This is a genomic window from Microvirga pudoricolor, assembly GCF_016892705.1.
In the GTDB taxonomy this organism is placed as follows: Bacteria; Pseudomonadota; Alphaproteobacteria; order Rhizobiales; family Beijerinckiaceae; genus Microvirga; species Microvirga pudoricolor.
In genome coordinates, this window is record NZ_JAFEMB010000001.1 from 983,834 (window position 1) to 1,008,613 (window position 24,780).

The window sequence follows — 24,780 nt, forward strand, 5'->3', positions numbered from 1 at the left end:
ACGTCAGAGACAATCTGCGCGTCCTCAGGCCGACTCACGGAGAATGACGTATGACATCACGTTATCAGCCCGAGGCTTACGACACGGCCCGGGACCGCGTTTGGTCGGAACCCAGTAGCAAGCCGGCTCTCCGGCAGGCCAGCGTCACACCGGCCTTCGTGGCCCTCGAAATTCTGGTTCTCACCCTTGTCTGCATCGGCAGCGATGCCGCCTATCACGCGCTCGTTTATCAATCCTTCGACTTTGCCAACCGTCCGATCGAAATTCAGTCCCTGGCCGGTCTCGGGCTCGCGATGGCGGCCCTGAACGCCGCGCTCCTCAGACCTTACGGATCTTATCGGCTCATGACGCTGGCGAGCGACCGGCTGGAGATTTTCCGGCCGTTCCTGATGTGGACCCTGGTCTTTCTGTTTTTCTCGGCGGTCGCCTTCACTCTCAAGGTCGGCGGCGATTTCTCTCGCGGGTCCATGCTGTCCTTCTACAGCCTTGGCCTCGTCGCGATCATCGCCCTCAGGATCTGCCTGCGCCCCCTTCTGAGGCGCGCCATCTCCACCGGGAGCCTCCAGGGCCACAAGCTTGTCATCGTGGGTGACACGCGCCATTGGGCTGATGCGGGAACGCAGGATGCCCTGAGCATGGAAGGCGCTAGGGTTCTGGCGACCTTCCACGTGTCCGAAAAGGAGAGCGGGCGCCAAATCTTCGAACAGGAACTCGATGGTTCCCTGCGCCGTCTCGTGGCCTTCGCGCGCAGCCATGAGGTGGACAAGGTGCTTCTGGCGCTGCCCTGGTCGGACGAGCAACTCGTTCGGCACGTGCTGGAACGTGTGCGGGTCCTGCCGCTGCCGATCTACCTGATCCCCGACGACAATATTCGCAACCTCCTTCGGAAACCCCTGACCCAGTTCGGGTCGATCTGTGGAGCCGAGCTTCAGCGACGCCCCCTGAGCGATGCCGAGCAGACCATCAAGAGAACGTTCGACATCGTGTCGGCCTCGGCGGCGCTGGTCGCCCTGCTTCCCCTTTTCGTCGTGGTGGCGATCCTGATCAAGCTCGACAGCAGAGGGCCGATCTTCTTCCGTCAGACGCGGGCAGGCTTCAGCGGCCGGACTTTCAAGATCTACAAGTTCCGGACGATGTCCACCATGGATGACGGGCCGGTGGTCCAGCAAGCCACCCGCGGCGACCTGCGCGTGACCCGCATCGGGCGTTGGCTGCGCAGCAGCAGCATCGACGAGATGCCGCAGCTCCTCAATGTCGTGTTCGGGCAGATGTCGCTCGTGGGACCCCGTCCCCACGCTTTGGCTCACGACGACTACTACGAGAAGGCGATCGCGACCTATGCCTATCGCCAGCACGTGAAGCCCGGCATCACCGGATGGGCTCAGGTCAACGGCTTCCGTGGCGAGACCCCCACCATCGACCTCATGGAACGCCGTGTCGAGCATGATCTCTGGTACGTGGCGAATTGGAGCTTCTGGCTCGACGTCAGGACTCTTTTCATGACGGTCGGCGCGCTGCTTCGCCATCGGGACATCTACTGAAGCGGACTTTCGTCCGGATGACGCAACCGGGCCTGTATAGCCGGCCGAGAAAAACCGCTAATCCTTCTGGTTAGACAGTCTATCCCATATCGCAGCCTCGTTCGCGTCGGGTTTCTGCGAGAATTGAGATCAAGAAGTCGGCCCATATACGATCGGGGATCGAAACCACAATGTTGAATCAGGAGGATCCCGCTGCCGTACTGCATCCTCTGGGGCAGGACTATGCTCAAGGGTTGCACCGCGTTTTCTCGCAGCAGAGCTGGACCGAATTCCGGCACAAGTTCCATGGGACCGTGGCGCATAGCATGCGCGGATTGCGGCTCCGGGCCTATTTCGAGCGCGATATTTGGCGCGATGCCTGGCTTCAGTGGCTGTGGTTCGCAACGGGGGTCGAGGCCGACCGGGTCGGGTTCGGCAGAGGGCCACTGACCTGGATGCGGCAGTACCGCGCCCGGTCGCAAGCCAAGCCGCTGCACGTGTGCCTGCTGTCGCTGGATCACTCGGGCCTGCCATTCGGCCCCCTCACCGCGTGGGCCATCAACCAGAACAGCCGCACCTGCTCGGCCTCCCTGAACGAGGGTCTGGAGCACGCGGACGTGATTTGGGTGTACATGCAGGACCCGATCCTGCCGCAAATGCGCCAGCGGCTCGAGGCCATGATCGCGCGCCATGCGAAGCCACAGGCCGTCATCGTCAACCCGCCCAGGTCCTATAACGCGTTTCATCGGCCGGACGCTTTCGCGCTGCTCGAAGCCGCGGGGGTATCCGTCCCGCGCTCGGTGTTCGACGAATCGGATATCGGTCGCACGCACGTGGTCTACAAAACCGTCGCCCAACAGGGCGGCGACAAGTTTCTCGACCTTTACTCCGGCCCCCGCGACGGGATGGCGCCGTTCGAGTTCATCGATTCCGTGCGGCCGGACGGGACGTTCGCGCGCTACCGTGCCCACTACCTCTTCGGCAGGGCGCGGCCCAGCGAGGTTCTCCTGTCGGACCACTGGAACTCCTGCCTCAAGCACAGCGTGAAGCTCGAGTATAACTTCGCCCTCACCGACCTGGAAACCGAGCAGCTCGGGAAGATCGCCCAGGCGCTGGACCTGCAATACTTCGCGGTTGACTTCCTGAGGCGGCCCGATGGAAGCCCCGTCTTCACCGACGTGAACATCTACCCGACCATCCAGTCGCCCCATGCGCGCGTGCGCGCCAGGGGCGACTTCGGCCTCTGGCATACGTTCGATGCGCGACGGCGCCTCGGGTTACCGGAGCCCAACCATGTGACCGCCTGGGAGATCTTCGACGAAGCGATGCTCAAGATGACCGCTTCGAAGGCCGGCTCCGACACGGCCGCGGATGTGAAATCCTCCACGACCCGCTGAGTGCGAAGGCTTACGCGTCTCGCGTGACTCGCGTCGCGGCCCATCAGGCCGCGACGACCTCGTCGGTGACGACCTCGAACTTCGTGAGCGTGGACCGTCCGAAGCTCGTGGAGATAGCGACGTCCGTCGCGTCCCGGCCGATCCCCATGAGAATCCTGCCGATGCGCGGCACGTTGTGCCTCGCGTCGAAGGTGTACCATCGCCCGTCCAGGAAGACCTGGAACCAAGCGCTGAAGTCCATGGGGGCGTCCACCGGCGGTATGCCGATATCGCCTAGATATCCCGTGCAGTACCGCGCCGGGATGTTCATGCACCGGCACAGGGTGATGGCCAGATGGGCGAAGTCCCGGCAGACGCCCCGCTGGTCGTTGTGCCCGTCCCAGGCCGTGCGGGTGGCGCTGGCGTGCTCGTACCCGAAGGTGATGCGATCATGCACGTAGTCGCAGATCGCCTGCACCCTCGCCCAACCGCTCGGCACCTCCCCGAAGAGCTGCCATGCGATGTCGGAGAGGCGATCCGTGTCGCAGTAGCGGCTTCCCAAGAGGTAGACGAGCACATCGTCGGGCAGGCTTTCGACGGACATCTGCCCCGCACCGGGCGCGACCTCGTCCGGGAGCCCGGAATCCTCGATCAGGAAATCGGCCGAGAGATGGGTGAGGCCGGGTGGAAGAACCAAGCGCGTGCAGACGTTCCCGAAGCCGTCACGGTATACATGGGTTCCCAAGGGACGATCGACCGTGAGGCGATCCGGCGTGACCAGGTCTGGCTCCCGCGACGGATGCACATTGAGCATGAACATCATCGGGGTGGGTTGCGGGCACTCGAAGGCGATATCGTAACCTGCGTGGATCCTCATCACTGGCCTTTCCGGCAAGGGGAATCGGTAACTCAAGCCGCTCTTGTCAAGCTGGTTCCCTCAGAGCGCTTTCGAACGAACGCACATCCACCTCGACCGACATCCCGAGGCTGTCGGCGGCTTGCCCGGTCCAAGTCCCGGACAGCGGGATTGCCTGGCGCGGATCGCGCGCGACGGCGATGCGGATGAGGTCCCGGTTGCCGATGATGCCGTTCGTGGGGTCGAACTCGATCCATCCGGCCCCCGGCAGGTAGACTTGGCACCAGGCGTGCGTGGAGCCGCCGCCCACATGGCCCTCCCCGTCCCGGTCGGGGATATAGATGTAGCCCGAGACGAAGCGGGCCGCGAGGCCCAGCGCCCGCACGGCCTCCATCATCAAAACGGCGAAGTCCCGGCATGTGCCGCGCCCGAGCGTCAGGGTCGTGATAGGATCCTGCGTGCCCTTCTCGGAACGGCGCGCATAGGTGAAGCCTTCCTTGATGGCAAAGGTCATCGTCATGAGAAGCTCGCCGGTGTCGGTCGGGCGTCCCTGCTTGATGAACCGCTTGGCCCAGCGCAGAACCTGATGCTCCGGATCGAGATACTGGCGCTCGATCAGGCGGGCCAGATCCGGCATCTCCTCGGCCGAGTAGGAGAACGGATAGGTGCGGGCATAGTCCTCGATCTGGAAATCGGGCGTGTTGGCAGGCGTGTGGTCGAGACGGATGTTGCTTTCGAAACGGAGTTCGGAGGCCTGCCGGGAGAAGCGGGCGAGAGCGACGCAGTTGCCGAACACGTCGTGGATCCAGCGCAGCGAGGAGGGCTTCGGATCGATGTCGATGCGGGCCTCGATCAGGCGCTGATCATAGCTGTCACGAGGACGGAACATGATCCTGTGCTCGCCGAAGGACACGAGCCTGGCATAGCGGTAGGTCGTAATGTGTCGGACGGACAGAACCGTCATGTCTCCACCCTAAATCCCGGTCCCTTCGGGGTCCGGGACTTTAAGGGTAGCCGAACCGCGCCGGCAAATCAGGGCGTTTCTCGCGCCAGTCTGCCCAAATCAAAGGCAGACCGAGGTGCGGCGCACCGCACCCCGGACGCTTCAGGCCCGTTCGGCCACGGTCCGCTTGGCCCCGTTGGCGTAAAGGAGCGTGAGGGCGCCCGTCACAGCCTGTGTGAACCGTGGGTCGGCCGGGAGGTCGTCGCCGAAGATCTCGGAGACCCCGAACAGGGCCGGCGCCAGCTGGGCCGGATCCCCGTTAGTCCCATCCGCCAGCGCCTTGAGCCGGGCGGCCATCGGGTCGCGGACGTCGATGGGCTGCCCCCTCTCGTCGGTGCCGGTCACGTAGCGCATCCAGGCGGCGACGCCGAGGGCGAGCCGATCGATGGAAGCGCCTTGGCTCAGGCGGTCCCGCACCGTGCCGAGCAGGCGCTGGGGCAGCTTCTGCGAGCCGTCCATGGCGATCTGCCAGGTGCGGTGCTTCAGGGCCGGGTTCTTGAAGCGCTCGATCAGCGCCCGCTTGTAGGAATCGAGATCGGCCCCGGGGGGCATATGGAGGGTCGACGTGACCTCCTCGTCCATCAAGCCCTGGACGAGCCTTTCGAAGGCTGGATCCGCCATGGTATCGGAGACCGTCTCATAGCCCGCCAGGTAGCCGAGATAGGCCAGGGTCGAGTGGCTGCCGTTGAGGAGACGGAGCTTCATGTGCTCGTAGGGTTCGACATCCGCGACGAACTCGGCCCCGACCCTTTCCCAGGCCGGGCGGCCTTGCGGAAAGTCGTCCTCGATCACCCATTGGGTGAACGGCTCGGTCACCACGGGCCAGGCATCGGCGACGCCCAGCGCCTGCCCGATGCGGGCGCGGTCGTCGTCCGTGGTGGCGGGCACGATCCGGTCGACCATGGTCGATGGGCAAGCCACCTCCCGGGCCACGAAGGCGCCGAGGTCCGGATCCCGCAGTTCGGCGAACCGGGTCAGCACCCGCTTCACCGTCCGGCCGTTGGACGGAAGATTGTCGCAGGTGAGCACCGTGAAGGGCGCGACGCCCGCGGCGCGGCGCAGGCGCAGGGCCTCGACCAGGAAGCCGGGAGCCGACCTCGGCCGATGGGGCTCGGCCAGGTCGTGAACGACATCGGGATGCGCCTCGTTGAGGGCGCCCGTCGCCGGGTCGTGGCAATAGCCCTTCTCGGTGACCGTGAGGGAGACGATCCGCACATCCGGGCTCGCCATGACCTTCAGCAGGCTCTCGATGGCCTCGGGCGCGACGATGACCCGGGAGATCGAACCGATGACCCGGAGACGTTCGCCGTCCTGGGAGCGGACCGACAGGGTGTACAGCCCATCCTGGGGTTCGAGGGCGTCGTAAGTATCGGGGCTGCGCAGGCTGGCGGCGACGATGCCCCAGCGGAGATCCTCCGCCAGCACGTCATCCGTATAGACGGCCTGATGGGCCCGGTGGAAGGCGCCGACGCCCAGATGCACAATCCCGGTCGTGATCGTGGAACGGTCATAGGCAGGCCGCCGGATGTCCTCGGGGAGCGTCCCGAGGAAGGCGTCGTTCAGACGTTTCGTCATCGTATCCTCAATGCGCGGGCTGCTGCTTGGCGCGGGTGACGATCTGCGCCGGGTTGACGAAGCGCAGGGCGACCACGAGCCAGATCAGGGTCGTGACCATGTAGACCACCGCCATGGCGTCGATGGACTGCACCGCGCGCACGCCGGCCGCGAAGACCGCGTAGTAGAGGGCCACCACGAGGGTCTGGCTGGTCGGGCCCGCCACCAGGAAGGTGAGCTCGAACATCGCGATGGTGCGCACCAGCACGAGCAGCAGCGCGGCCAGGATGCCCGGGAGCAGCAGCGGCAGGAGCACGTGGATGAACAGCTTGAAGGTGTTGGCCCCGAACACCCGCGCGGCCGCCTCCAGCTTGGGGTCGATCTGCTCGATGAAGGGGATCATCACCAGGATCACGAACGGCACCGTGGGCACGAGGTTGGCGGCCACCACGCCCCAGAACGTCCCGGCCAGCCCCGTCTGGTAGAGGACGGTCGCCAGCGGGATGCCGAAGGTGATCGGCGGGATCAGCAGCGGCAGCAGGAACAGCAGCATCAGGAGGCGCTTGCCCGGGAAGTCGCGCCGGGCGAGCGCGTAAGCGGCCGTGACTCCCAGGACTCCGGAGATCAGCACCACGAGACCGACCACCTGGAAGGTGACGAGGAGCACGTCGCCGAGCTGGAACTCGCTCCAGGCCGAGTAGTACCAGCGCGTCGTCCAGCCCGCCGGTAGCCAGGTGCCGAGCCAGCGGGTGGCGAACGAGCTCGTCACCACCGTGCCGATCATGGCGAAGAGGTTGAGCACGAAGAAGATCACGAAGGCCCAGACCGCCGTGGCCCAGAGCTTCGCGCCGAGAGTGGTGTCGCGGATCATGGGCGTTACCCTTTCGCGCCGGATGCGGGGCCACGGTAGAACAGCCCGCGCGACGCCAGCACGGCGACCACGATGGCAAGCTGGACGACACCCATGATCATCGCGACCGCGGAGGCCATGGAATAGTCGTATTCCTCGAACGCCGCCTGATAGGCCGCGATCGAGATCACGCGGGTCGGCCCGGCGGGAGCGCCGAGCAGCACGGCGGACGGGAAGACCGAGAAGGCCTGCACGAAGGACAGGCAGAACGTGATCGCGAAGCCCGGCATCAGCAGCGGCAGGTAGACGTGCCGGAACCGCTGCCACGCATTGGCGCCGAGCGTCGCCGCCGCCTGCTCCAGGGCCGGATCGATGCCGGTGACGTAGGACAGGGTGAGCAGGAACGTGAACGGGAAGCCCGTGATCAGGAGCGACGCGAAGACGCCCCAGTAATTGTGAACGAGCTTCAAGGGCTGCGAGATGAGCCCGAAGGTCATGAGCGTGCGGTTGAACCAACCCTGGGGCCCGAGATAGTTCAGAAGGCCTTCCGCCACGAGCACCGTGCCCAGCGTGATCGGCAGAACGAGGATCGCGGTGAGCAGGCGCTGGTTGCGCATGAGCCGCACCCGGAACGCGATCGGGACGGCCAGGAAGAGATTGAGCAGGGTGACCGGCAGCGAGAGCCAGAGGGTCTTGCCGATGGTCTCGTACAGGAACGGATCGGCGAAGAAGCGCTGGTAGTTCGACAGCCAGCCGCCGGCCTTGGGCTCGAAGGACAGGACAAGGCCGAAGGCGAAGGGATAGACGAACAGCGCCAGACTGAAGAGCGCGGCGGGCACGGCGAGCAGCGTGACCGCATCCAGGCCCCGCGCGGCGAGGCGCTGGCGCAGGTTCGGGCCATAGGCGTCCCGGGCGGGCGTGGTGGTGACGGAGGCGGTCATCGGCCCCTCCTAGTTCTGGCCGGGGAAGATGAGCACGCGCTCATCCGCCGTCAGGTGGACGGTGCTGCCGGGCTCCACCGTGTGGTCGGAGCGGAACACCAGGTCGGACCCTTGCGCCGAGTGCGCGGTGCCCACGAACTCGCGGCCGCGATACTCGATGGTGTCGACCACGGCCTTCAGGGCATGGGGGCCCTCGTCGCTCGCCACCATGTCGTCGGGGCGAACCGCCACCACGGCGGCGGCTCCGGGGGCGAGCGCGTCGCGGGCGACGCCCTTGAACCGCGCGCCCTCCACGTCGATCACCGCGTGGCCGTTCTCGTGGGACACGACCTTGCCCTTAAGCCGGTTGCGGAACCCCATGAAGTCCGCCACGTCGAGGTGGGCGGGAGCCTCGTAGAGCTCCTTGGGCGTGCCGACCTGCCGGACGATGCCATCTTTCAGGACGACGATCCGGTCGGCGAGCGACAGGGCCTCGTCCTGGTCGTGGGTCACGTAGATCGTGGTGGCGCCGAGTTCGTTGTGGATGCGGCGGATCTCGGCGCGCATCTCGAGGCGCAGCTTGGCGTCGAGGTTGGAGAGCGGCTCGTCCATGAGGACGAGCGGCGGCTCGATCACGATGGCGCGCGCGATCGCCACGCGCTGCTGCTGGCCGCCCGAGAGCTGGCCCGGCAGCTTGTTCTCCTGGCCCTGCAGGCGCACGAGCCCGATGGCCTCGTTGACCTTGCGGTCGATCTCGGCCCTGGGCGTGCCGCGCATCTTGAGCCCGAAGCCGATGTTCTGGCGCACGTTGAGGTGGGGAAAGAGCGCATAGTTCTGGAACACCATGCCGAACCCGCGCTCCTCGGGCTTGAGGGTGTCGACGCGATGCTTGTCGAGCCAGATGGCTCCGCCGGTGACAGGCAGGAGGCCCGCGATGCAGTTGAGCGTCGTGGACTTGCCGCAACCGGACGGGCCGAGCAGCGCGATGAACTCGCGCCGCTTGATCGTCAGGTTGACCTCGCGCAAGGCATTGAGCGCGCCGAAGTCGCGGCTCACGCGGTCGAGTCGGACTTCGTCGAACTTGGAAAGAGCGATGGTCATCGCGGGCCTCTTGCTTGAACTGAACTTACTTGCGCTTGGAGCCGCCGACCTGCTCGTCCCAGAGACGGAAGGCAACGACCATCTGGTCCGGCTGGAGCGGCATCTCGATGGGATTGTTCGCGATGAGATCCGCGTATTCGGGGCGGCCGAACTCGTTGATGGCGTCCTGGCTTTCCTTCGGGGCCATGGAGAGCGGAACGTCCTTCACGGCCGGGCCCGGATAGAAATAGCCCTCGTCGTAGGTGTAGGCCTGCTGCTCCTTGGTGAGAAGGAAGCTCATCAGGTCGAGCAGAACGGCGAGCTTCTCGTTCGGCAGGCCCTTGGGCACGCACATGTAGTGAGCGTCCGCCACCCAGTGGAAGCCCTTGAGCGCCGCGATCTTGGCTTCCTTCGGCACCACGCCGAGCACGCGCGGGTTGATGTCCCAGCCCGTGGTCGAGACCGTCATGTCGCGGGAACCCTCGCCGAGCTCCTTCATGACGGCGCCCGTGCCGGACGGGTAGTACTCGATGTATTGGCCCAGCTCCTTCAGGTAGGCCCAGGTCTTGTCCCAGCCCTTGGCGGGATCCTGCGGGTTGGAATCGCCCAGGATGTAGGGAAGGCCCATGATGAAGGTACGGCCGGGGCCGGAATTGGCCGGGCGCGCATAGATGAGGCGGTTCGGGTTGGCCTTGGCCCAGGCCAGGAGCTCCTCGGCGGTGGTCGGAACGGTCTTCACCTTGTCGGGCATGTACTCCAAGAGCGGCCCGGACGGGTAATAGGTCACCACCACGCCCTGCCCCTTGGCCAGGGTCTGCATCTTGGCGGCGGCCGGAAGGTAGATGTCGTCGAGCTTCGGCAGCGCGCCCGCATGGTTCGGCAGCAGCTCGACCCAGAGCTTCTGCTCGAGCCCGGCCGACAGCGCGTCCGTGCCGGTCAGGACGAGGTCGATGTCGACGCGGCCCGCATCCTGCTGGGCTTTCAGCTTGCCGGCGAGTTCCGGCGCCGGAGCCTTGGTGAAAGTGATGCGCGAGACGAGATTGGGCTTGGCCTTGCGGTAGTTCTCGATGGCCTTCTGGGTCAGGGCCAGGTTGCCGGCCACGTCGATCACGCTGAGCGCGACGGGCTCCTTCGGAAGGGCCAGCTGCGCGAAGCTCGGGCCGCCGAGAGCCGCGAAGCCCGCGGCGCCGGCGGCACCGCCCACGAAGGTGCGTCTGGTGATGTTCGTCATGATATCCTCCCTCAAATTCCCTGCGGCGCGGCTTCTGGTGCACGCGCCGGGGATCAAAGCTTGTAGGCCTCTTTGGCGAGGCGATAGGCGAGATCGTAGGCCACCTCGTGCGCCTCATCTTCGTCGAGGCGATGGGTTGTCACAAGGCCCGCCAGATAGGCGCAGTCGACCCGGCGCGCGACGTCGTGACGGGCCGGAATGGACAGGTAGGCGCGGGTATCGTCGTTGAAGCCGACGGTGTTGTAGAAGCCCGCCGTCTCCGTGGTCAGCTCGCGGAAGCGCTTCATGCCCTCCGGGGCGTCGAAGAACCACCAGGCGGGACCGAGCTTGAGCGCCGGGTAATGGCCCGCCAGCGGCGCGAGTTCGCGGGAATAGCTCGTCTCGTCCAGGGTGAAGAGAATGACCGTCAGGTCGCGCTCGTTGCCGAACCGGTCGAGCAGCGGCTTGAGGGCTCCGACATACTCGGTCTGCGACGGGATGTCGGCGCCCATGTCGCGGCCGAAGCGCTCGACGATGAAGCGGTTGTGGTTGCGGGACGATCCGGGATGGATCTGCATCACCATGCCGTCCTCGACGCTCATGGCAGCCATCTCGGTGAGCATCTGGGCCCGGAACAGCTCCGCGTCGGCCGCGCTCGCCTCGCCCTTCGACACCCGCCCGAACAGGGCCTCGGCCTCGTGCCGGGGCAGGTCCGCCGTGCGCGCGGTCGGGTGGCCGTGATCGGTGGAGGTGGCGCCGTAGGATCGGAAGAACGCCCGCCGCTTGCGATGCGCCTCCAGGTACCCGTCCCAGGTTGCGGTTTCGCAGCCGGTCAGCGCGCCGAAGCGGACGAGATTGTCGCGAAAACCCTGGAAGTCGGGATCGACCACAGGATCGGGCCGGTAGGCCGTGACCACGCGCCCGCCCCACCCCGATTGCCGGATCGTCTCGTGCGACTTCAGCTCGTCGAGCGGGCTCTCCGTCGTGGCGATCACCTCGATGTTGAAACGATCGAACAGGGCGCGGGGACGGAAGTCAGGCGTGCGCAGGGCCGCGTCGATCCGGTCGTAATAGGCGTCCGCCGTGACGGCCGACAGGCGCTCCTCGAAGCCGAACAGGGTCGCGAAGGTGTGGTCGAGCCAGGACCGGGTCGGGGTGCCGCGAAACAGGTGGTAATGGGACGCGAAAAGGCGCCAGATCTTGCGCGGGTCGCGCTCCACAGCGCTGCCGTCCCGGGTCGGGATGCCGAGATCCTCCAGCTGGACTCCCTGGCTGTAGAGCATGCGGAAGATGTAATGGTCCGGGATCACGAACAGGGTCGCGGGGTCCGGGAACGCCTCGTTCTCGGCGTACCAGCGGGGATCCGTATGACCGTGGGGCGACACCAGGGGCAGATCGCGCACGCGCTCGTACAGGCGGCGCGCCACCGCGCGGGTGTCCCGATCAACGGGGAAGAGCCTGTCCTCGTGGATCAGCATCGTGGCGAAACTCCCTGGCGGCTCATTCCGGGCCATGCATCTTTGTTTGGACGGCATCTAATGCCATTGTCGAAGACCTTAGAGATCCGATCCTTTCTTTGCAACAGTAGACTAGTATGGTAGAGTACCACTTATGACTGAGAAGCCCCTCGTCCGATTGCAGCAGACCAGCGAGCCCATGGCCCGACGCGTGACCGACGCGCTGCGCCAAGCCATCGTCGAGATGCAGCTGCGGCCGGGCGAGATGCTGTCTGAGCAGGACCTCGCCACGCGGCTCGGCGTGAGCCGGTCGCCAGTGCGGGAGGCGTTCATCAAACTGAGCCAAGCCGGGCTGGTGCGGGTCCTGCCCCAGCGAGGCACCCAGGTGGTCAAGATCTCGCGCGCCGCCGTGGAAGACGCCCGCTTCATCCGCGAGGCCGTGGAATGCGCCGTGGTGCGGGAGGCGGCCCAGCGGGCGACGCCCACCATGATCGCGGCCCTCAGCGACAGCCTCGCGCGCCAGAAGCGGGGCCAGCGCGACCATTCCAGCAACGCGTTCCTGGCGCTGGACGAGGAGTTCCACCGCCTGCTCTCGGAGACGGCGGGCCGGCCGGCCGCCTGGGAGATGATCCAGGACGCCAAGCCCCAAATGGACCGGGTGCGCTTCCTCGACATGACCCAGGCCACGCCCCGCCACATCGTGCTGGCGCAGCATGTGGTAATCGTGGAGGCCATCAAGGCCCGCGACCCGGGAGCGGCCGAGGCCGCCATGCGCCAACATTTGAGCGAAATCCTGCGCTCTCTGCCGCAGCTGGCCTTGCAGCATCCCGATCTCTTCGAACCGGAGCCGGAACCTGCGGCCCTGAGCGCCTGAACGAACGCGCCCCCGGCCTCTCGGGGGCAAGCCGGGCGACGCCTTCCCGGCAGGTAGGAAATGGACATGTTGGACAAGCCCAATCTCAATCCCCGCGTCGTCCGCCTCCACGCGGCCGATAACCTCGTGGTGGCGGTCGATCCGATCAACCCCGGCTCCGTCGTGGGAGGCGTCACGGCTCTCGCCCGGGTGCCGCGCGGCCACAAGATGGCGACGGCGCCGATCGCCGAGGGCGAGCCCATCCTGAAGTTCGGCCAAATCATCGGCTTCGCCGCGAAGGCAATTCCGCCTGGGGATTGGCTGCACGAGCACAACGTGGTGATGCACGACTTCGCCCGCGACTACCACTTCGCCGAGGATTCCAAGCCGGAAGAGATTCTTCCCCTGGAAGCCCGCGCCACCTTCGAGGGCTTCCGCCGCCAGAACGGCAAGGTGGGCACCCGCAATTATCTGGCGGTGCTGACCTCCGTGAACTGCTCCGCCACGGTCGCGCGCATCATCGCCCGCGAGATCGAGCGCTCGGGCATGCTGGACGATTATCCCAACATCGACGGCGTCATCCCGCTGGTGCACGGCACGGGCTGCGCCATGGACAACAAGGGCGAGGGATACGAGATCCTCAAGCGCACCCAATGGGGCTATGCGGCCAACCCCAACATGGCGGGCGTGCTCATGGTGGGCCTCGGCTGCGAGGTGTTCCAGATCGGGCGCTGGAAGGAAGCCTACAACATCGCCGAGAGCGATACCTTCCGGTCCATGACGATCCAGGACACGGGCGGCACGAAGAAGACCGTGGAGGCGGGCATCGCGGCCATCCGCGACATGCTGCCGGCCGCCAACCGGTTCACCCGCGAGACGGTGCCGGCCTCCGAGCTGATGCTGGCGCTGCAATGCGGCGGCTCGGACGGCTATTCCGGCATTACGGCCAACCCGGCTTTGGGCGCGGCCGTCGACCTCCTGGTGAAGCACGGCGGCACCGCGGTCCTGTCCGAGACCCCGGAGATCTACGGCGCCGAGCACCTGCTTACCCGCCGGGCCGCCACCCGCGAGGTGGGCGAGAAGCTCGTGGGCATGATCAAGTGGTGGGAGGATTACACCGCCCGCAACCACGGCGAGATGAACAACAACCCCTCTCCCGGCAACAAGGCGGGCGGGCTGACCACCATCCTGGAGAAGTCCCTGGGCGCGGCCGCCAAGGGCGGCACCACCACGATGACGGGCGTCTACCACTACGCCGAGCCCGTGACCGAGAAGGGCTTCGTGTTCATGGATACCCCCGGCTACGACCCCGTGGCTGCCACGGGCCAGGTGGCGGGCGGCTCCAACGTGCTGTGCTTCACCACGGGGCGCGGCTCGGCCTATGGCTGCAAGCCCACGCCTTCCATCAAGCTCGCCACCAACAGCGAGATGTACCGCCGCATGATCGACGACATGGACATCAATTGCGGCGACATCCTCGAGGGCGTGTCGATCGAGGAGAAGGGCCGGGAGATCTTCGACGTGATCCTGCGGGTCGCCTCGGGCGAGCGCTCCAAATCGGAGGAGCTGGGCTACGGCGACGCGGAATTCGTGCCCTGGCAGGTTGGGGCGACGATGTAGGGCGCCGCCATGGAAGGGGCGTCGCGCTTGTCCCTCCGCCCCTGGCGGACGGGCGCACGCGTCCTATCTCGGCCCCAGGCCCTTCCCTACGGAAAACCACGATGACCGACCACACCTCCCCCGCTCATCCCGCCCTCGCGCCCGGCCAGGTGGCCGTCATCACGGGAGCGGCGAGCGGCATCGGCAGGGCGGCGGCCCTGCGGTTCGCCGGGATGGGCCTGAAGGTCGTGCTGGCGGACCTTCCGGGGCCGGCGCTGCAGGAGGCCGCCGAGGCGGTCTCCGGCCGGGCGCGGGGCGGGGTCGCCGACATCCGCGCCGTGCCCACCGACGTCTCGCGTTTCGAGACCTTGGAGCGGCTGCGGCAGGAGGCCTACGACGCGTTCGGGGCCGTTCACGTCCTCATGAACAATGCGGGCATCCAGCCCAATCCGGGCTCGACCTTCAAGAACCTCGACGGGTGGCGCACCCTGCTCGACGTCAATCTCTGGGGCGTGATCCACGGCGTCCACGCCTTCGTGCCCGCCATGCTGGCTCAGGGGACGCCGGGCCTGATCGTGAATACGGGTTCGAAGCAAGGCATCACCACCCCGCCCGGCAACGCGGCCTACAACGTCTCGAAGGCGGGCGTGAAAGCCTACACGGAGGCGCTGGCGCACGAGCTGCGCAACACCCCCGGCTCCCGGCTGGCCGCCCATCTCCTGATCCCGGGCTTCACCCATACGGGCCTGACGGGCACGTCCGAGAAGCCGGACGCGGCCTGGACGGCGGACCAGGTCGTCGGCTTCATGCTGGAGCGGCTGTCGGAGGGCGACTTCTACATTCTCTGTCCGGACAACGACGTGTCCCGCGCCACCGACGAGCGGCGGATGCAATGGGCCGTCGACGACATCATCAGGAACAGGCCCGCCCTCTCGCGCTGGCACCCCGATTTCAAGGACGCCTTCGAGCGCTTCATGGCCGGGTAGGCACCGGCCCGATCGGAAAGCGGTTGCTCCTCGGCGGATCACTCGCCCGATGGGGTGCGCTTGCGCCCGGCAGGGGCTTTGGCCACGGGAGATTCATCGACCGGTGTCTTCGGGATCGGGGCCAGTTCCTGGGGAGCGGGCTTGCGGCCCCCGGGCTTCTTGGATGCCGGTCCCTTTCCGGCCGGACCCTTCCCGGCCGGCTTCTTGGCGGCGCGGCCCACCTTCGGGGCAACCATCCCGGCGGCGTCGACCGCAGTCTGCGTTTCCTCGTGGATCGAGGGCGAGGCCGGGCCCGAAGAAGCGGGCGCCGAGGACGCCAGTTCGCCGCCCGCCATCGCTCCGATGACCTCGAGGCTGGCCTTCAGCCAATGTTCGTCGGCCCTGCCGTGGACCCGGCCGTCCTGCTCCCAGAGCTCGTAGGCCCTCTCGCGGATCTTGTCTTCAAGGCTTCTGGTCATCTCTTATCCTCAAGCGGCGCTGCGGTAGGGTACGGATCGGTGCGGGAGCTTGTCCGTGACGGATTTAGGGAGAGTTCCATCGTCGGGAATAGCCAGGGTTGGAGAATCATCGCACGGGTCGTTCGCGCCTGCATCAAGATTTGCGCAACCGGTGGAACACGGCGCAAGCTTGAGTGTTGAGAAATCGCTCGTTCCCACCATGACTCGCCTCCATGCCGCCCTTCCCGGCAAAGGCGCCCTCACCCCATCCTCACCCCGCTTCCTTGGATCGACAGCCAGCATGTACAGGATCACCGAAGGTTCCCCGTTGCCACTCGGAGCGAGCTGGGATGGAAAGGGCGTCAACTTCGCCCTGTTCTCGGCTCATGCCACGAAGGTGGAGCTTTGCCTTTTCGATCCGCTCGGGCGTCGGGAACTCGAACGCCTCTCCCTGCCGGAGCGCACGGATCAGGTCTGGCACGGTCATATCGAAGGTCTGCGGCCGGGACAGCTCTACGGCTATCGGGTGCATGGGCCTTACGATCCGCGCAACGGGCACCGGTTCAATCCCCACAAGCTCCTGATCGACCCCTATGCGGGTCAGCTCCAGGGCCGCATCCGCTGGCACGATGCCCTCTTCGGCTACCGTCTCGGCTCGCAGCGCGGCGACCTCACTTTCGACCGGCGCGACAGCGCCCCGATGATGCCCAAATGCGTGGTGGAGGACCCGGCCTATCACTGGGGCGACGACCGCGCCCCCCGCAACAACTGGATCGACACGACCATCTACGAGGCCCATGTGAAGGGCCTGACGGCCCTGCACCCGGACGTGCCGCCCCAGAACCGCGGATCCTTCGCGGCGCTGGGCCATCCGGCGGTGATCGACCACCTTGTGAAGCTCGGCATCACCACCATCGAGCTGATGCCGGTCCACGCCTTCTCCGACGACCGTTTCCTGGTCGAGAAGGGCCTGCGCAACTATTGGGGTTACTCGACCCTGGCGTTCTTCGCGCCGGAGCCGAAATATCTCGGCGAGGCGGGCGCGCTCGGGTTCAAGCAGGCGATCCGCTCCCTGCACGATGCGGGCATCGAGGTCATCCTCGACGTGGTCTACAACCACACCGCCGAAGGCAATCATCTCGGGCCGACGCTCTCCTTCCGGGGCATCGACAACGCGAGCTATTACAAGCTCACGCCCGACAATCCGCGCTTCTGCTGGGACGCCACCGGCACCGGCAACACGCTCGACCTCGACAACATCCGCGTGCTCCAGATGGTGATGGATTCCCTGCGCCACTGGGTCGAGGACTACCACATCGACGGGTTCCGGTTCGACCTGGCCTCGACGCTCGCGCGCGAGCCCTACCAGTTCTCGAACCGGGCGGGCTTCCTGCGGGCGGTCGGCCAGGATCCGGTCCTGAGCAAGGTGAAGCTCATCGCGGAGCCCTGGGACGTGGGCGAGGGCGGATACCGGGTCGGCGGCTTCCCGCCGGGCTGGAGCGAATGGAACGACCAGTTCCGCGACACGGTGCGGGCCTTCTGGCGCGGCGATCCGGACCAGCTGCCGAAGCTCACCCAGGTGATGACCGGCTCCCGCGAGATCTACGAGCCGTCGGGCCGCCACCCCTGGGCCTCCATCAACTTCATCGCGGCCCATGACGGCTTCACCCTGCAGGACCTCGTCAGCTACAACGATCGCCACAACGAGGCCAACGGCGAGGACAACAACGACGGCCACAGCCATAACCTGTCCTGGAACTGCGGAGCGGAGGGCGAGACGGACGATCCCGAGATCCTGGCCCTGCGGGCCCGGCAGAAGCGAAACTTCCTGGCCACCGTCTTCCTCTCCCAGGGCGTTCCGATGCTGCTCATGGGCGACGAGATGTCCCGCAGCCAGGGTGGCAACAACAACGCCTATGCGCAGGACAACGAGATTAGCTGGTTCAACTGGGATGAGGCCCAGAAGACCGACCCGGATCTTTTCGAATTCTCCTGCCACCTGATCGCCCTGCGCCGCGATCACGACGCCTTCCGCCGCCGCGCCTACCTGACCGGCGCCACGATGGAGTCGAACGGCCTCAAGGACGTCTATTGGCTCGCGCCCGAAGGCCGGGAGATGACCACCGAGGATTGGGGCGACGGCCTGCGCCGCACCTTCGGCATGCAGATCGGCAACGATGCGAAGGACGGCGAGCGCTTCCTGGTGCTCCTGAACGCGGCACCCGTGCCCGTCGAGTTTCGCCTGCCTGCGGATTTCCCCCAGGGTGACTGGGTGCAGGTCTTCGACACCGGCCTGCCGGAGGGACTGGTCCGCAAGGACGCCGCCACCCTCGCGCCGGGCGGAACATTCCATCTCGATTCCCGTTCGCTGGTGCTGTTTCAGCATCGTAAGGGGGACGCGCCATGACCCGGCGAGCACACCAGATGCCCTTCGGGGCGGAGGTCACGGAGGCGGGCACCCGCTTCGCGCTCTGGGCGCCCACGGCCCGCTCGGTCGCCCTCGTTCTGGACGGCGCGGAGACGCCCATGGAAGCGCAGGACGGCGGGTGGTACCGCACCACGGTGGCGAACGCGGGCGCGGGCCGGCGCTACGCCTTCCGCATCGACGGCAGCCTGACCGTGCCCGATCCGGCCTCCCGCTTCCAGCCCGACGACGTGCACAAGGAGAGCGTGATCGTCGATCCCGCTTCCTTCGAGTGGACGGACGGCGACTGGAGGGGCCGCCCCTGGGAAGAGGCGGTGATCTATGAGCTTCATGTGGGCACCGTCACGCCCGAGGGGACCTATGCGGGCCTGATGAACAGGCTCGAAGACCTGAAAGCGGTGGGCATCACGGCCATCGAGCTGATGCCGCTCGCGGACTTTGCCGGATCGCGCAACTGGGGCTACGACGGAGTCCTGCACTTCGCACCCGACGCCGCCTACGGCACGCCAGACGACCTGAAGCGCCTGATCGACCGCGCCCATGCGCTGGGCCTCATGGTCTTCATCGACGTGGTCTACAACCATTTCGGCCCGACCGGAAACTACCTGCACGCCTATGCGAAATCGTTCTTCACCGAGCGTCACCAGACGCCCTGGGGCGCGGGCATCAACTTCGACGGCAAGGATGCCCGTCCGGTACGGGATTTCTTCATCCACAACGCCCTCTACTGGCTGAAGGAGTTTCACGCCGACGGACTGCGCTTCGACGCCGTCCATGCGATCCTGGACGACAGCGAGAACAACATCATCGCCGAGATCGCCGCCCATGCCCGCAGGATGCTGCCTGACCGCGAGGTGCACCTGATCCTGGAAAACGACGCCAACCAGGCCCGCTGGCTGCCCCGCGACGACGACGGGCGCCCCGGCCTGCACACGGCGCAGTGGAACGACGACCTGCATCATTGCTGGCACACCCTGCTGACCGGCGAAGCGGACGGTTATTACGTCGACTATGCCGTGAAGCCGGTCGAGAAACTCGGTCGCGCCCTGGCGGAGGGGTTCGTCTATCAGGGCGATCCGTCCGAGCATCGCGGGGGCGAGACCCGGGGCGAACCCTCCGGGCATCTTCCGCCCACCGCCTTCGTGGCCTTCGTGCAGAACCACGACCAGATCGGCAACCGGGCGTTCGGCGAGCGCCTGTCGGATCTCGTGACGCCGGAGCGGCTGGACCTCGCCCGCGCGGGCCTTCTGCTGTCCCCGCAGATCCCCATGCTCTACATGGGCGAGGAGTGGAGCGCGTCGGCGCCTTTCCTGTACTTCGTCGACTTTGCGGACGACGAGGCGCTGTCGAAGGCCGTGCGGGAGGGGCGGGCGCGGGAGTTCGGCCAGTTCAAGTCGTTTTCCGAGCGGGCGGACGAGAGGCCCATCCCGGATCCGACCGTGGAGGACACCTTCACGGCCTCGCGCCTGGATTGGGACGAGATCGCGCGCTCGCCTCACCGGGAGGTGCTGGCCGACACCAAGCGCCTGCTGGCGTTGCGCCGCACCCATGTGGTGCCCCTGATCGGCACCGCGTTCCGCGGCGGCTCCCATGCCGAGATCGAGCGGGACGTGCTCTCCGTCCTGTGGAAGTTCTCGGGCGGCACGCTACGGTTCGCGGCGAATTTCAGCGATGTCCCCGTGAGCCTCGAGGTGCCGGAGGGCGAGATCATCTGGATCAGCCGGACGGCCGCCGCCGACGGCCGGACGGTCGACCTCGCCCCCTGGACAGGTTTCTTCGAGAAAGTCACCGGCTGATGGCCCGACAGGATTCTCCGATCGACCGGATCGCCGCCCTCGCCGGGATCGCTCCATCCTACGTGGACCTCGACGGGGTGACGATCCCGACGCCGTCCGAGACCAAGATCGCCATCCTGGAAGGCTTGGGTCTCGGGGTGTCGAGCCCCGGCGAGGCCAAGGCGACCCTGGAGCGGCTGGAGCAGCTCAGGACAGGCCCGCTGCCCCGGATCGTCGTGGTCGAGGCGGATGCGCCCATGGCCGTTTCGCTCAAGGGGCGCAACACCGGGGTGGCTTGGCGGCTGACCCGGGAAGACGGGACGAGCCTCGAGGGGCGCGCGAAGGGCCGCACGATCCAATTGCCTGCCTTGCCCATGGGCTATCACGGCCTGAGCGTCGAGACCGGCGACCGGCGCCACGACGCCACCGTGATCGCGGCGCCACTGCGCTGCTGGGAACCGGAGGCATTCGCTGCCGGCGCGCGGCTTTGGGGCGCGTCGGCGCAGGTCTATTCCCTCAACTCGCGGCACAATCTCGGCATCGGCGATTTTTCGGACGTCGCCACGGCGGCGGAGGGCGTGGGGCGCTGCGGCGGCTCCTTCCTCGGCCTGAGCCCGGTCCATGCGCTTTTCGCGGCGGATCGAAGCAAGATCTCCCCCTACTCGCCGTCCTCGCGCCTGTTCGTCGACCCGATCTTCATCGACCCGATGGCGGTGGACGGCTTCGCGGGCAGCGAGGCGCAGGCTGCGTTCGACGCGCCGGACATGCAGGACCGCCTCGCCGCGCTGAAAGCCGGATCGCTGGTGAACCATCGCGGCGTCTGGGACCTCAAGCGCCCGCTGCTCGACGCGCTCTGGAGGAACTTTCGCGACCGGGGCGAGGACGAGGCCTTCGCGGCCTTTCGCCGGGACGGTGGCCAAGCCCTCGAGGCCCATGCCACGTTCGAGGCCCTCTCGGAGCATTTCACGGCCCAGGGACGCCATTGGTCCGGCGAATGGCCCGAGGCGTTCCGGGACGTGCACTCGGCGGACGTGCGGGCCTTTCAGGCGGAAAACGGCGAGCGCGTCGCCTTCCATGCCTGGCTCCAATGGCTGGCGGACCGCCAGCTCGCCGCCGCGAACCAGCGCGCCCGCGCCACGGGCATGAGCCTCGGGCTCTACCGCGACCTCGCGGTCGGGTCCGATGCGGGCGGCTCGGAGGTGTGGTCCCATCCCGAGCGCTTCGCTCCACGCTTGGCCGTCGGCGCGCCGCCCGATCCGTTGGGGCCGCAAGGCCAGAACTGGGGCCTACCGCCCTTCAACCCCCTCACCCTGGAGGAGCAGGGGCTGGCCGCCTTCCGGGCGCTCGTCTCGTCGAACATGCGCCATGCGGGCGCGATCCGCATCGACCATGCCTTCCAGCTCGAACGCCTCTTCCTGATCCCGGGCGGCATGGCGTCCTCGCAGGGGGCCTACCTGTCCTACCCGTTCGAGGCGATGCTGGCGGTGCTGCGGCTCGAGAGCCACCGGGCGGGATGTCTCGTGATCGCCGAGGACCTCGGCACCGGACCCGAGGGATTCTCCGACGCCATCATGGGTTCGGGCATCCTCAGCTACCGCGTCCTGCCCTTCGAGCGCCGGGACGATGGCGGCTTCCGGCCGCCCGAGGCTTATCCCCGTTCGGCGCTCGCGGTGACCAGCACCCATGACCTTCCCACCTTCAAGGGCTGGTGGCGGGGCCTCGACGTGGACCTGCGCCAGACCCTCGGGATCTTCGATCCCGCCAAGGCGGAACATGAGCGCACCGCGCGCCGCCACGAGATCGAACGCTTCTGCGAGGCTCTGGCGGAACAGAACCTCTTGCCGGATGCACGCCCTCCCATGGAGCCGCCTCTCCCGGCGGCCCTCGCCTATCTGGCCCGCACGCCCTCCTGTCTGGTCGGCCTGCAATTGGAGGATGCCGCCGGCGAGCTCAATCAGGCCAACATCCCAGGGCTCGACGGAGGCCATCCCAACTGGCAGCGGCGGCTCTCCACGGACGTCGCCGATCTCGTGGCGCCCGGCGGACCGCTGGCCCGGCTCGCCAGCGTGATGACCCGCGAGGGGCGGGACGCGGAGGGCGCCGCGAGCCCGCTCGCGGCGCCTCCTCCGCGGGCCACCTACCGGCTGCAGTTTCACAAGGAGTTCACCTTCGACGCCGCGAACCGCATCCTTCCCTATTTGGCGGAACTGGGCGTCAGCCACGTCTACGCCTCCCCGATCCAAACGGCCCGGGCCGGGTCGACGCACGGCTACGACGTCATCGACCACGGGAGCATCAACCCGGAACTCGGCGGCGAGGAGGCCTTCCGGCGGTTCAGCGATGCGCTTCAAGCCAACGGCCTCGGCCTGGTGCTCGACATCGTGCCGAACCACATGGGCGTCGGCGCGGCCGATAACCGCTGGTGGCTCTCGACCATCGAATGGGGCCCTCTCTCGCCGGTCGCAAACGCCTTCGACATCGACCGGGAACGCATCGGGGCCGACGGCAAGCTCATCCTTCCCTTCCTGGGCAGCCGCTACGGCGAAGCGCTCGAGAGGGGTGAGCTGAAACTCGCCTTCGAGGCCGACGAGGGCGGTTTCAGCATCTGGCATTGGGAGCACCGCTTTCCGGCCTGCCCCCTCACCTATCCGGCGATCCTCGAGATCGTCCTGAGCCACCTTCCCGCCAAGGCGTCCCAGGAGCGCAGCGCCGTGCAGGACATGGCCGACCGCCTGCGGGCGATGGCCGAGGATCCCCAGGGACACTTCTCCGTGGTGGAGGACGCCGAGGCTCTCAAGCGCGGGTTGGCGGAACTGGCGCGCGGATCGTCCGCCCTTCGCAAGGCCATCGAGGCCGCCGTCTCGTTCATCAACGGATCGCCGGGCCAGAACGGCTCGTTCGCGGCCCTGCATCGCCTGCTGGAGGCTCAATCCTACCGGCTCGCACACTGGCGCGTGGCCTCCAGCGACATCAACTATCGCCGCTTCTTCGACATCAACACCTTGGGGGGCCTGCGGGTCGAAGACGAGGACATCTTCGCACGGAGCCATGCGTTGATCTTCCGGTTGGTCCGCGAGGGCCGGATCCAGGGCCTGCGCATCGACCATATCGATGGGCTGGCCGATCCGGAGGGCTATGCGAAAGCCCTGCAGAAGGCTGTCGGGCCCGGCTTCTACATCGTGGTCGAGAAAATCCTGGAGCGCGAGGAACGCCTTCGGCCCTGGCCCATCGCGGGCACGAGCGGATACGACGCCCTGAACTGGCTCGACGGGATCTTCGTGGACACCGAAGCCCGCGCCCGGTTCGAAGCGATCTATCGCGCCGCCACGGGCCTGGAAGGCTCCTACGAGGCGCTCCTGCAGGAGGCGAAGTCCGAGATCCTGCAAAAGAGCTTCGTCAGCGAACTCGGCGTGCTGGTCTCGGACCTCAAGCGTCTCGCCGACCGGGATCTGACGAACCGGGACATCACCACGGCGGCGCTCCATCAGGCGCTCTCCGACATCATCACGGGGTTTCCGGTCTACCGGAGCTATATCGAGGGCGAGCCGGCCCCGGAGGACCGCCGGCTGATCGGCGAGACGGTGGAGGCCGCCAAGGCCGCGACCGCCCTGCCCGACGGCAGCACGCACGATTTCATCGCCGAGCGGCTCCTCGACGGCGCAAGCGACGGCCTGTCACGCCAGTTCCGCCGCCGCTTCCAGCAGCTCACCGGCCCGATCATGGCCAAGAGCCTGGAGGACACGCTCTTCTACCGCTACGTCAGGCTTCTGTCCCTGAACGAGGTCGGCGGCGCGCCCGACCATTTCGGCGTCACGCCGGACGCATTCCACTGCTCCAACCGGGACCGGGTCGAGGCCTGGCCCCACGCCATGGTGGCGACCGCCACCCATGACACCAAGCGCGGCGAGGACGCCCGGTCCCGCCTGAGCGCCCTGTCGGAGATTCCCGAGGTCTGGGAGGATGCGCTCCAGCGCTGGGAGGCCCTTGTGGCGCCGCTCCTGCTGGACGGAGAGCAGCCGGACCGCAACGACCGCTACATGATGTTCCAGGCGATCCTCGGAGCCTGGCCGGCCGAACTCATGAGGGATCGGATGAGCGGCGCGGCGCTCTCATCCTTCCGGGAGCGGATGGAGGCCTATCTCGCCAAGGCCTTGCGTGAATCCAAGCGCCACACGAGCTGGCTCCGCACCAACGACGCCTATGAGGAGGCGTCCCTCGGCCTGCTCCAGACGCTTCTCGGCGGCAAGAGCTCGTTCCTCAAGGAATTCCGGCCGCTCGCCCAGCGGCTGACCCAGGCGGGCGCGCTGGCGAGCCTGTCCCGCACGATCCTGAAATGCACGGTGCCGGGCGTGCCGGACATCTACCAGGGAACGGAATTCTGGGACTATTCCCTGGTCGACCCGGACAACAGGCGGCCCGTGGACTACAAGGCCCGGATGGTGGCGATCTCCGCCACCGCGCCGATCGAGAAGCTCCTTGAGGAATGGCCTGACGGCCGGATCAAGCAGCGCGTTCTGTCCCGTCTCCTGGCAGACCGGGCGGCGGCGCCGGATCTCTATGCTCGTGGTGGGTATGTCCCGCTTGCCGCCTCGGGATCCTTTGGGGACCGCATCGTGGCATTCGAGCGCGTTTGGCGGGGCGAGCGCCTCGTCGTCGCCGTGCCGCGCCTGACGCAAGCGCTCGCGGCGGACGGGTCGCTCCCGGTCGGGCCCGCATGGGCCCAGACCCGGCTCCCCGTGCGCGGGGGAGCGTGGCGCGAGGTTCTGACGGGGCGGGAGATCGACGGCCCGCCGGACGGCCTCGATGTCGCGAGCCTGTTCGCCACCGTGCCGTTCGCCGTATTGCGCGGTTGAGCCCCCGGCCGGGTATCCCTCTTCGG

The 24,780-nt window shown here is 67.1% G+C and carries 17 protein-coding genes; 8 read left to right on the forward strand and 9 right to left on the reverse strand.

The window, feature by feature from the left end; all coding sequences use genetic code 11:
• Positions 1-50: 50 nt before the first annotated feature.
• Positions 51-1,541, forward strand: coding sequence for an undecaprenyl-phosphate glucose phosphotransferase (locus tag ILT42_RS04590; protein WP_204214132.1), 1,491 nt, complete (start codon positions 51-53; stop codon positions 1,539-1,541).
• A 170-nt stretch (positions 1,542-1,711) separates the two neighbouring features.
• Entirely contained in the window at positions 1,712-2,917 is a 1,206-nt protein-coding gene (locus tag ILT42_RS04595; RefSeq protein ID WP_204214133.1) for an ATP-grasp domain-containing protein, read from the forward strand.
• A 43-nt stretch (positions 2,918-2,960) separates the two neighbouring features.
• On the opposite strand, the gene ILT42_RS04600 is transcribed toward ILT42_RS04595, so the two are convergent.
• The 8 genes from ILT42_RS04600 to uxaC form a co-directional block, all read right to left on the reverse strand.
• Positions 2,961-3,773, reverse strand: coding sequence for a transglutaminase-like domain-containing protein (locus tag ILT42_RS04600; protein WP_204214134.1), 813 nt, complete (start codon positions 3,771-3,773; stop codon positions 2,961-2,963).
• A 46-nt stretch (positions 3,774-3,819) separates the two neighbouring features.
• On the reverse strand, positions 3,820-4,716 hold the full coding sequence (locus tag ILT42_RS04605) for a transglutaminase family protein (RefSeq protein WP_204214135.1): 897 nt from the start codon (positions 4,714-4,716) through the stop codon (positions 3,820-3,822).
• Between the two features lie 141 nt (positions 4,717-4,857).
• Entirely contained in the window at positions 4,858-6,330 is a 1,473-nt protein-coding gene (locus ILT42_RS04610; protein WP_204214136.1) for a mannitol dehydrogenase family protein, read from the reverse strand.
• Positions 6,331-6,337: 7 nt separating this feature from the next.
• Positions 6,338-7,180, reverse strand: a complete 843-nt coding sequence (locus ILT42_RS04615; protein ID WP_204214137.1) for an ABC transporter permease — start codon at positions 7,178-7,180, stop codon at positions 6,338-6,340.
• 5 nt (positions 7,181-7,185) lie between these two features.
• On the reverse strand, positions 7,186-8,100 hold the full coding sequence (locus tag ILT42_RS04620) for an ABC transporter permease (protein ID WP_204214138.1): 915 nt from the start codon (positions 8,098-8,100) through the stop codon (positions 7,186-7,188).
• A gap of 9 nt (positions 8,101-8,109) precedes the next feature.
• Positions 8,110-9,180: an ABC transporter ATP-binding protein gene (locus ILT42_RS04625; RefSeq protein ID WP_204214139.1), complete on the reverse strand. Its 1,071-nt coding sequence runs from the start codon at positions 9,178-9,180 to the stop codon at positions 8,110-8,112.
• Between the two features lie 25 nt (positions 9,181-9,205).
• Positions 9,206-10,390, reverse strand: coding sequence for an ABC transporter substrate-binding protein (locus ILT42_RS04630; RefSeq protein ID WP_204214140.1), 1,185 nt, complete (start codon positions 10,388-10,390; stop codon positions 9,206-9,208).
• 53 nt (positions 10,391-10,443) lie between these two features.
• Complete coding sequence (uxaC, locus tag ILT42_RS04635) at positions 10,444-11,847, reverse strand: glucuronate isomerase (RefSeq protein ID WP_204214141.1); 1,404 nt, start codon at positions 11,845-11,847, stop codon at positions 10,444-10,446.
• Between the two features lie 133 nt (positions 11,848-11,980).
• Here uxaC and ILT42_RS04640 point away from each other — a divergent pair, with 133 nt between their 5' ends.
• The 3 genes from ILT42_RS04640 to ILT42_RS04650 all read left to right on the forward strand — a co-directional run bounded on the left by ILT42_RS04640 (position 11,981) and on the right by ILT42_RS04650 (position 15,264).
• The gene (locus ILT42_RS04640) at positions 11,981-12,700 is read left to right on the forward strand and encodes a GntR family transcriptional regulator (RefSeq protein ID WP_204214142.1); all 720 of its coding nucleotides are present in this window, start codon (positions 11,981-11,983) and stop codon (positions 12,698-12,700) included.
• Positions 12,701-12,766: 66 nt separating this feature from the next.
• Positions 12,767-14,299, forward strand: a complete 1,533-nt coding sequence (locus ILT42_RS04645) for a UxaA family hydrolase (protein ID WP_204214143.1) — start codon at positions 12,767-12,769, stop codon at positions 14,297-14,299.
• A 101-nt stretch (positions 14,300-14,400) separates the two neighbouring features.
• Positions 14,401-15,264 (forward strand): SDR family NAD(P)-dependent oxidoreductase, encoded by an 864-nt coding sequence (locus tag ILT42_RS04650; RefSeq protein WP_204214144.1) that lies wholly within the window; start codon positions 14,401-14,403, stop codon positions 15,262-15,264.
• A gap of 38 nt (positions 15,265-15,302) precedes the next feature.
• On the opposite strand, the gene ILT42_RS04655 is transcribed toward ILT42_RS04650, so the two are convergent.
• Positions 15,303-15,722, reverse strand: a complete 420-nt coding sequence (locus tag ILT42_RS04655) for a DUF2934 domain-containing protein (RefSeq protein WP_204214145.1) — start codon at positions 15,720-15,722, stop codon at positions 15,303-15,305.
• Between the two features lie 280 nt (positions 15,723-16,002).
• Between ILT42_RS04655 and glgX the strand changes: the two genes are divergently transcribed.
• From glgX to treY, 3 genes are read left to right on the forward strand one after another with little or no spacing between them, the layout of a single operon-like run.
• Positions 16,003-18,108 (forward strand): glycogen debranching protein GlgX, encoded by a 2,106-nt coding sequence (glgX, locus tag ILT42_RS04660; RefSeq protein ID WP_229428345.1) that lies wholly within the window; start codon positions 16,003-16,005, stop codon positions 18,106-18,108.
• Positions 18,105-19,922 carry a malto-oligosyltrehalose trehalohydrolase gene (treZ, locus tag ILT42_RS04665; protein WP_204214147.1) on the forward strand — a complete coding sequence of 606 codons (1,818 nt, stop codon included), beginning with the start codon at positions 18,105-18,107 and terminating at the stop codon, positions 19,920-19,922. Before glgX ends, treZ begins: the two co-directional genes overlap by 4 nt.
• Positions 19,922-24,754 (forward strand): malto-oligosyltrehalose synthase, encoded by a 4,833-nt coding sequence (gene treY, locus ILT42_RS04670; protein ID WP_204214148.1) that lies wholly within the window; start codon positions 19,922-19,924, stop codon positions 24,752-24,754. The genes treZ and treY overlap by 1 nt, the downstream gene beginning before the upstream one ends.
• The last annotated feature ends 26 nt before the right edge of the window (positions 24,755-24,780 follow it).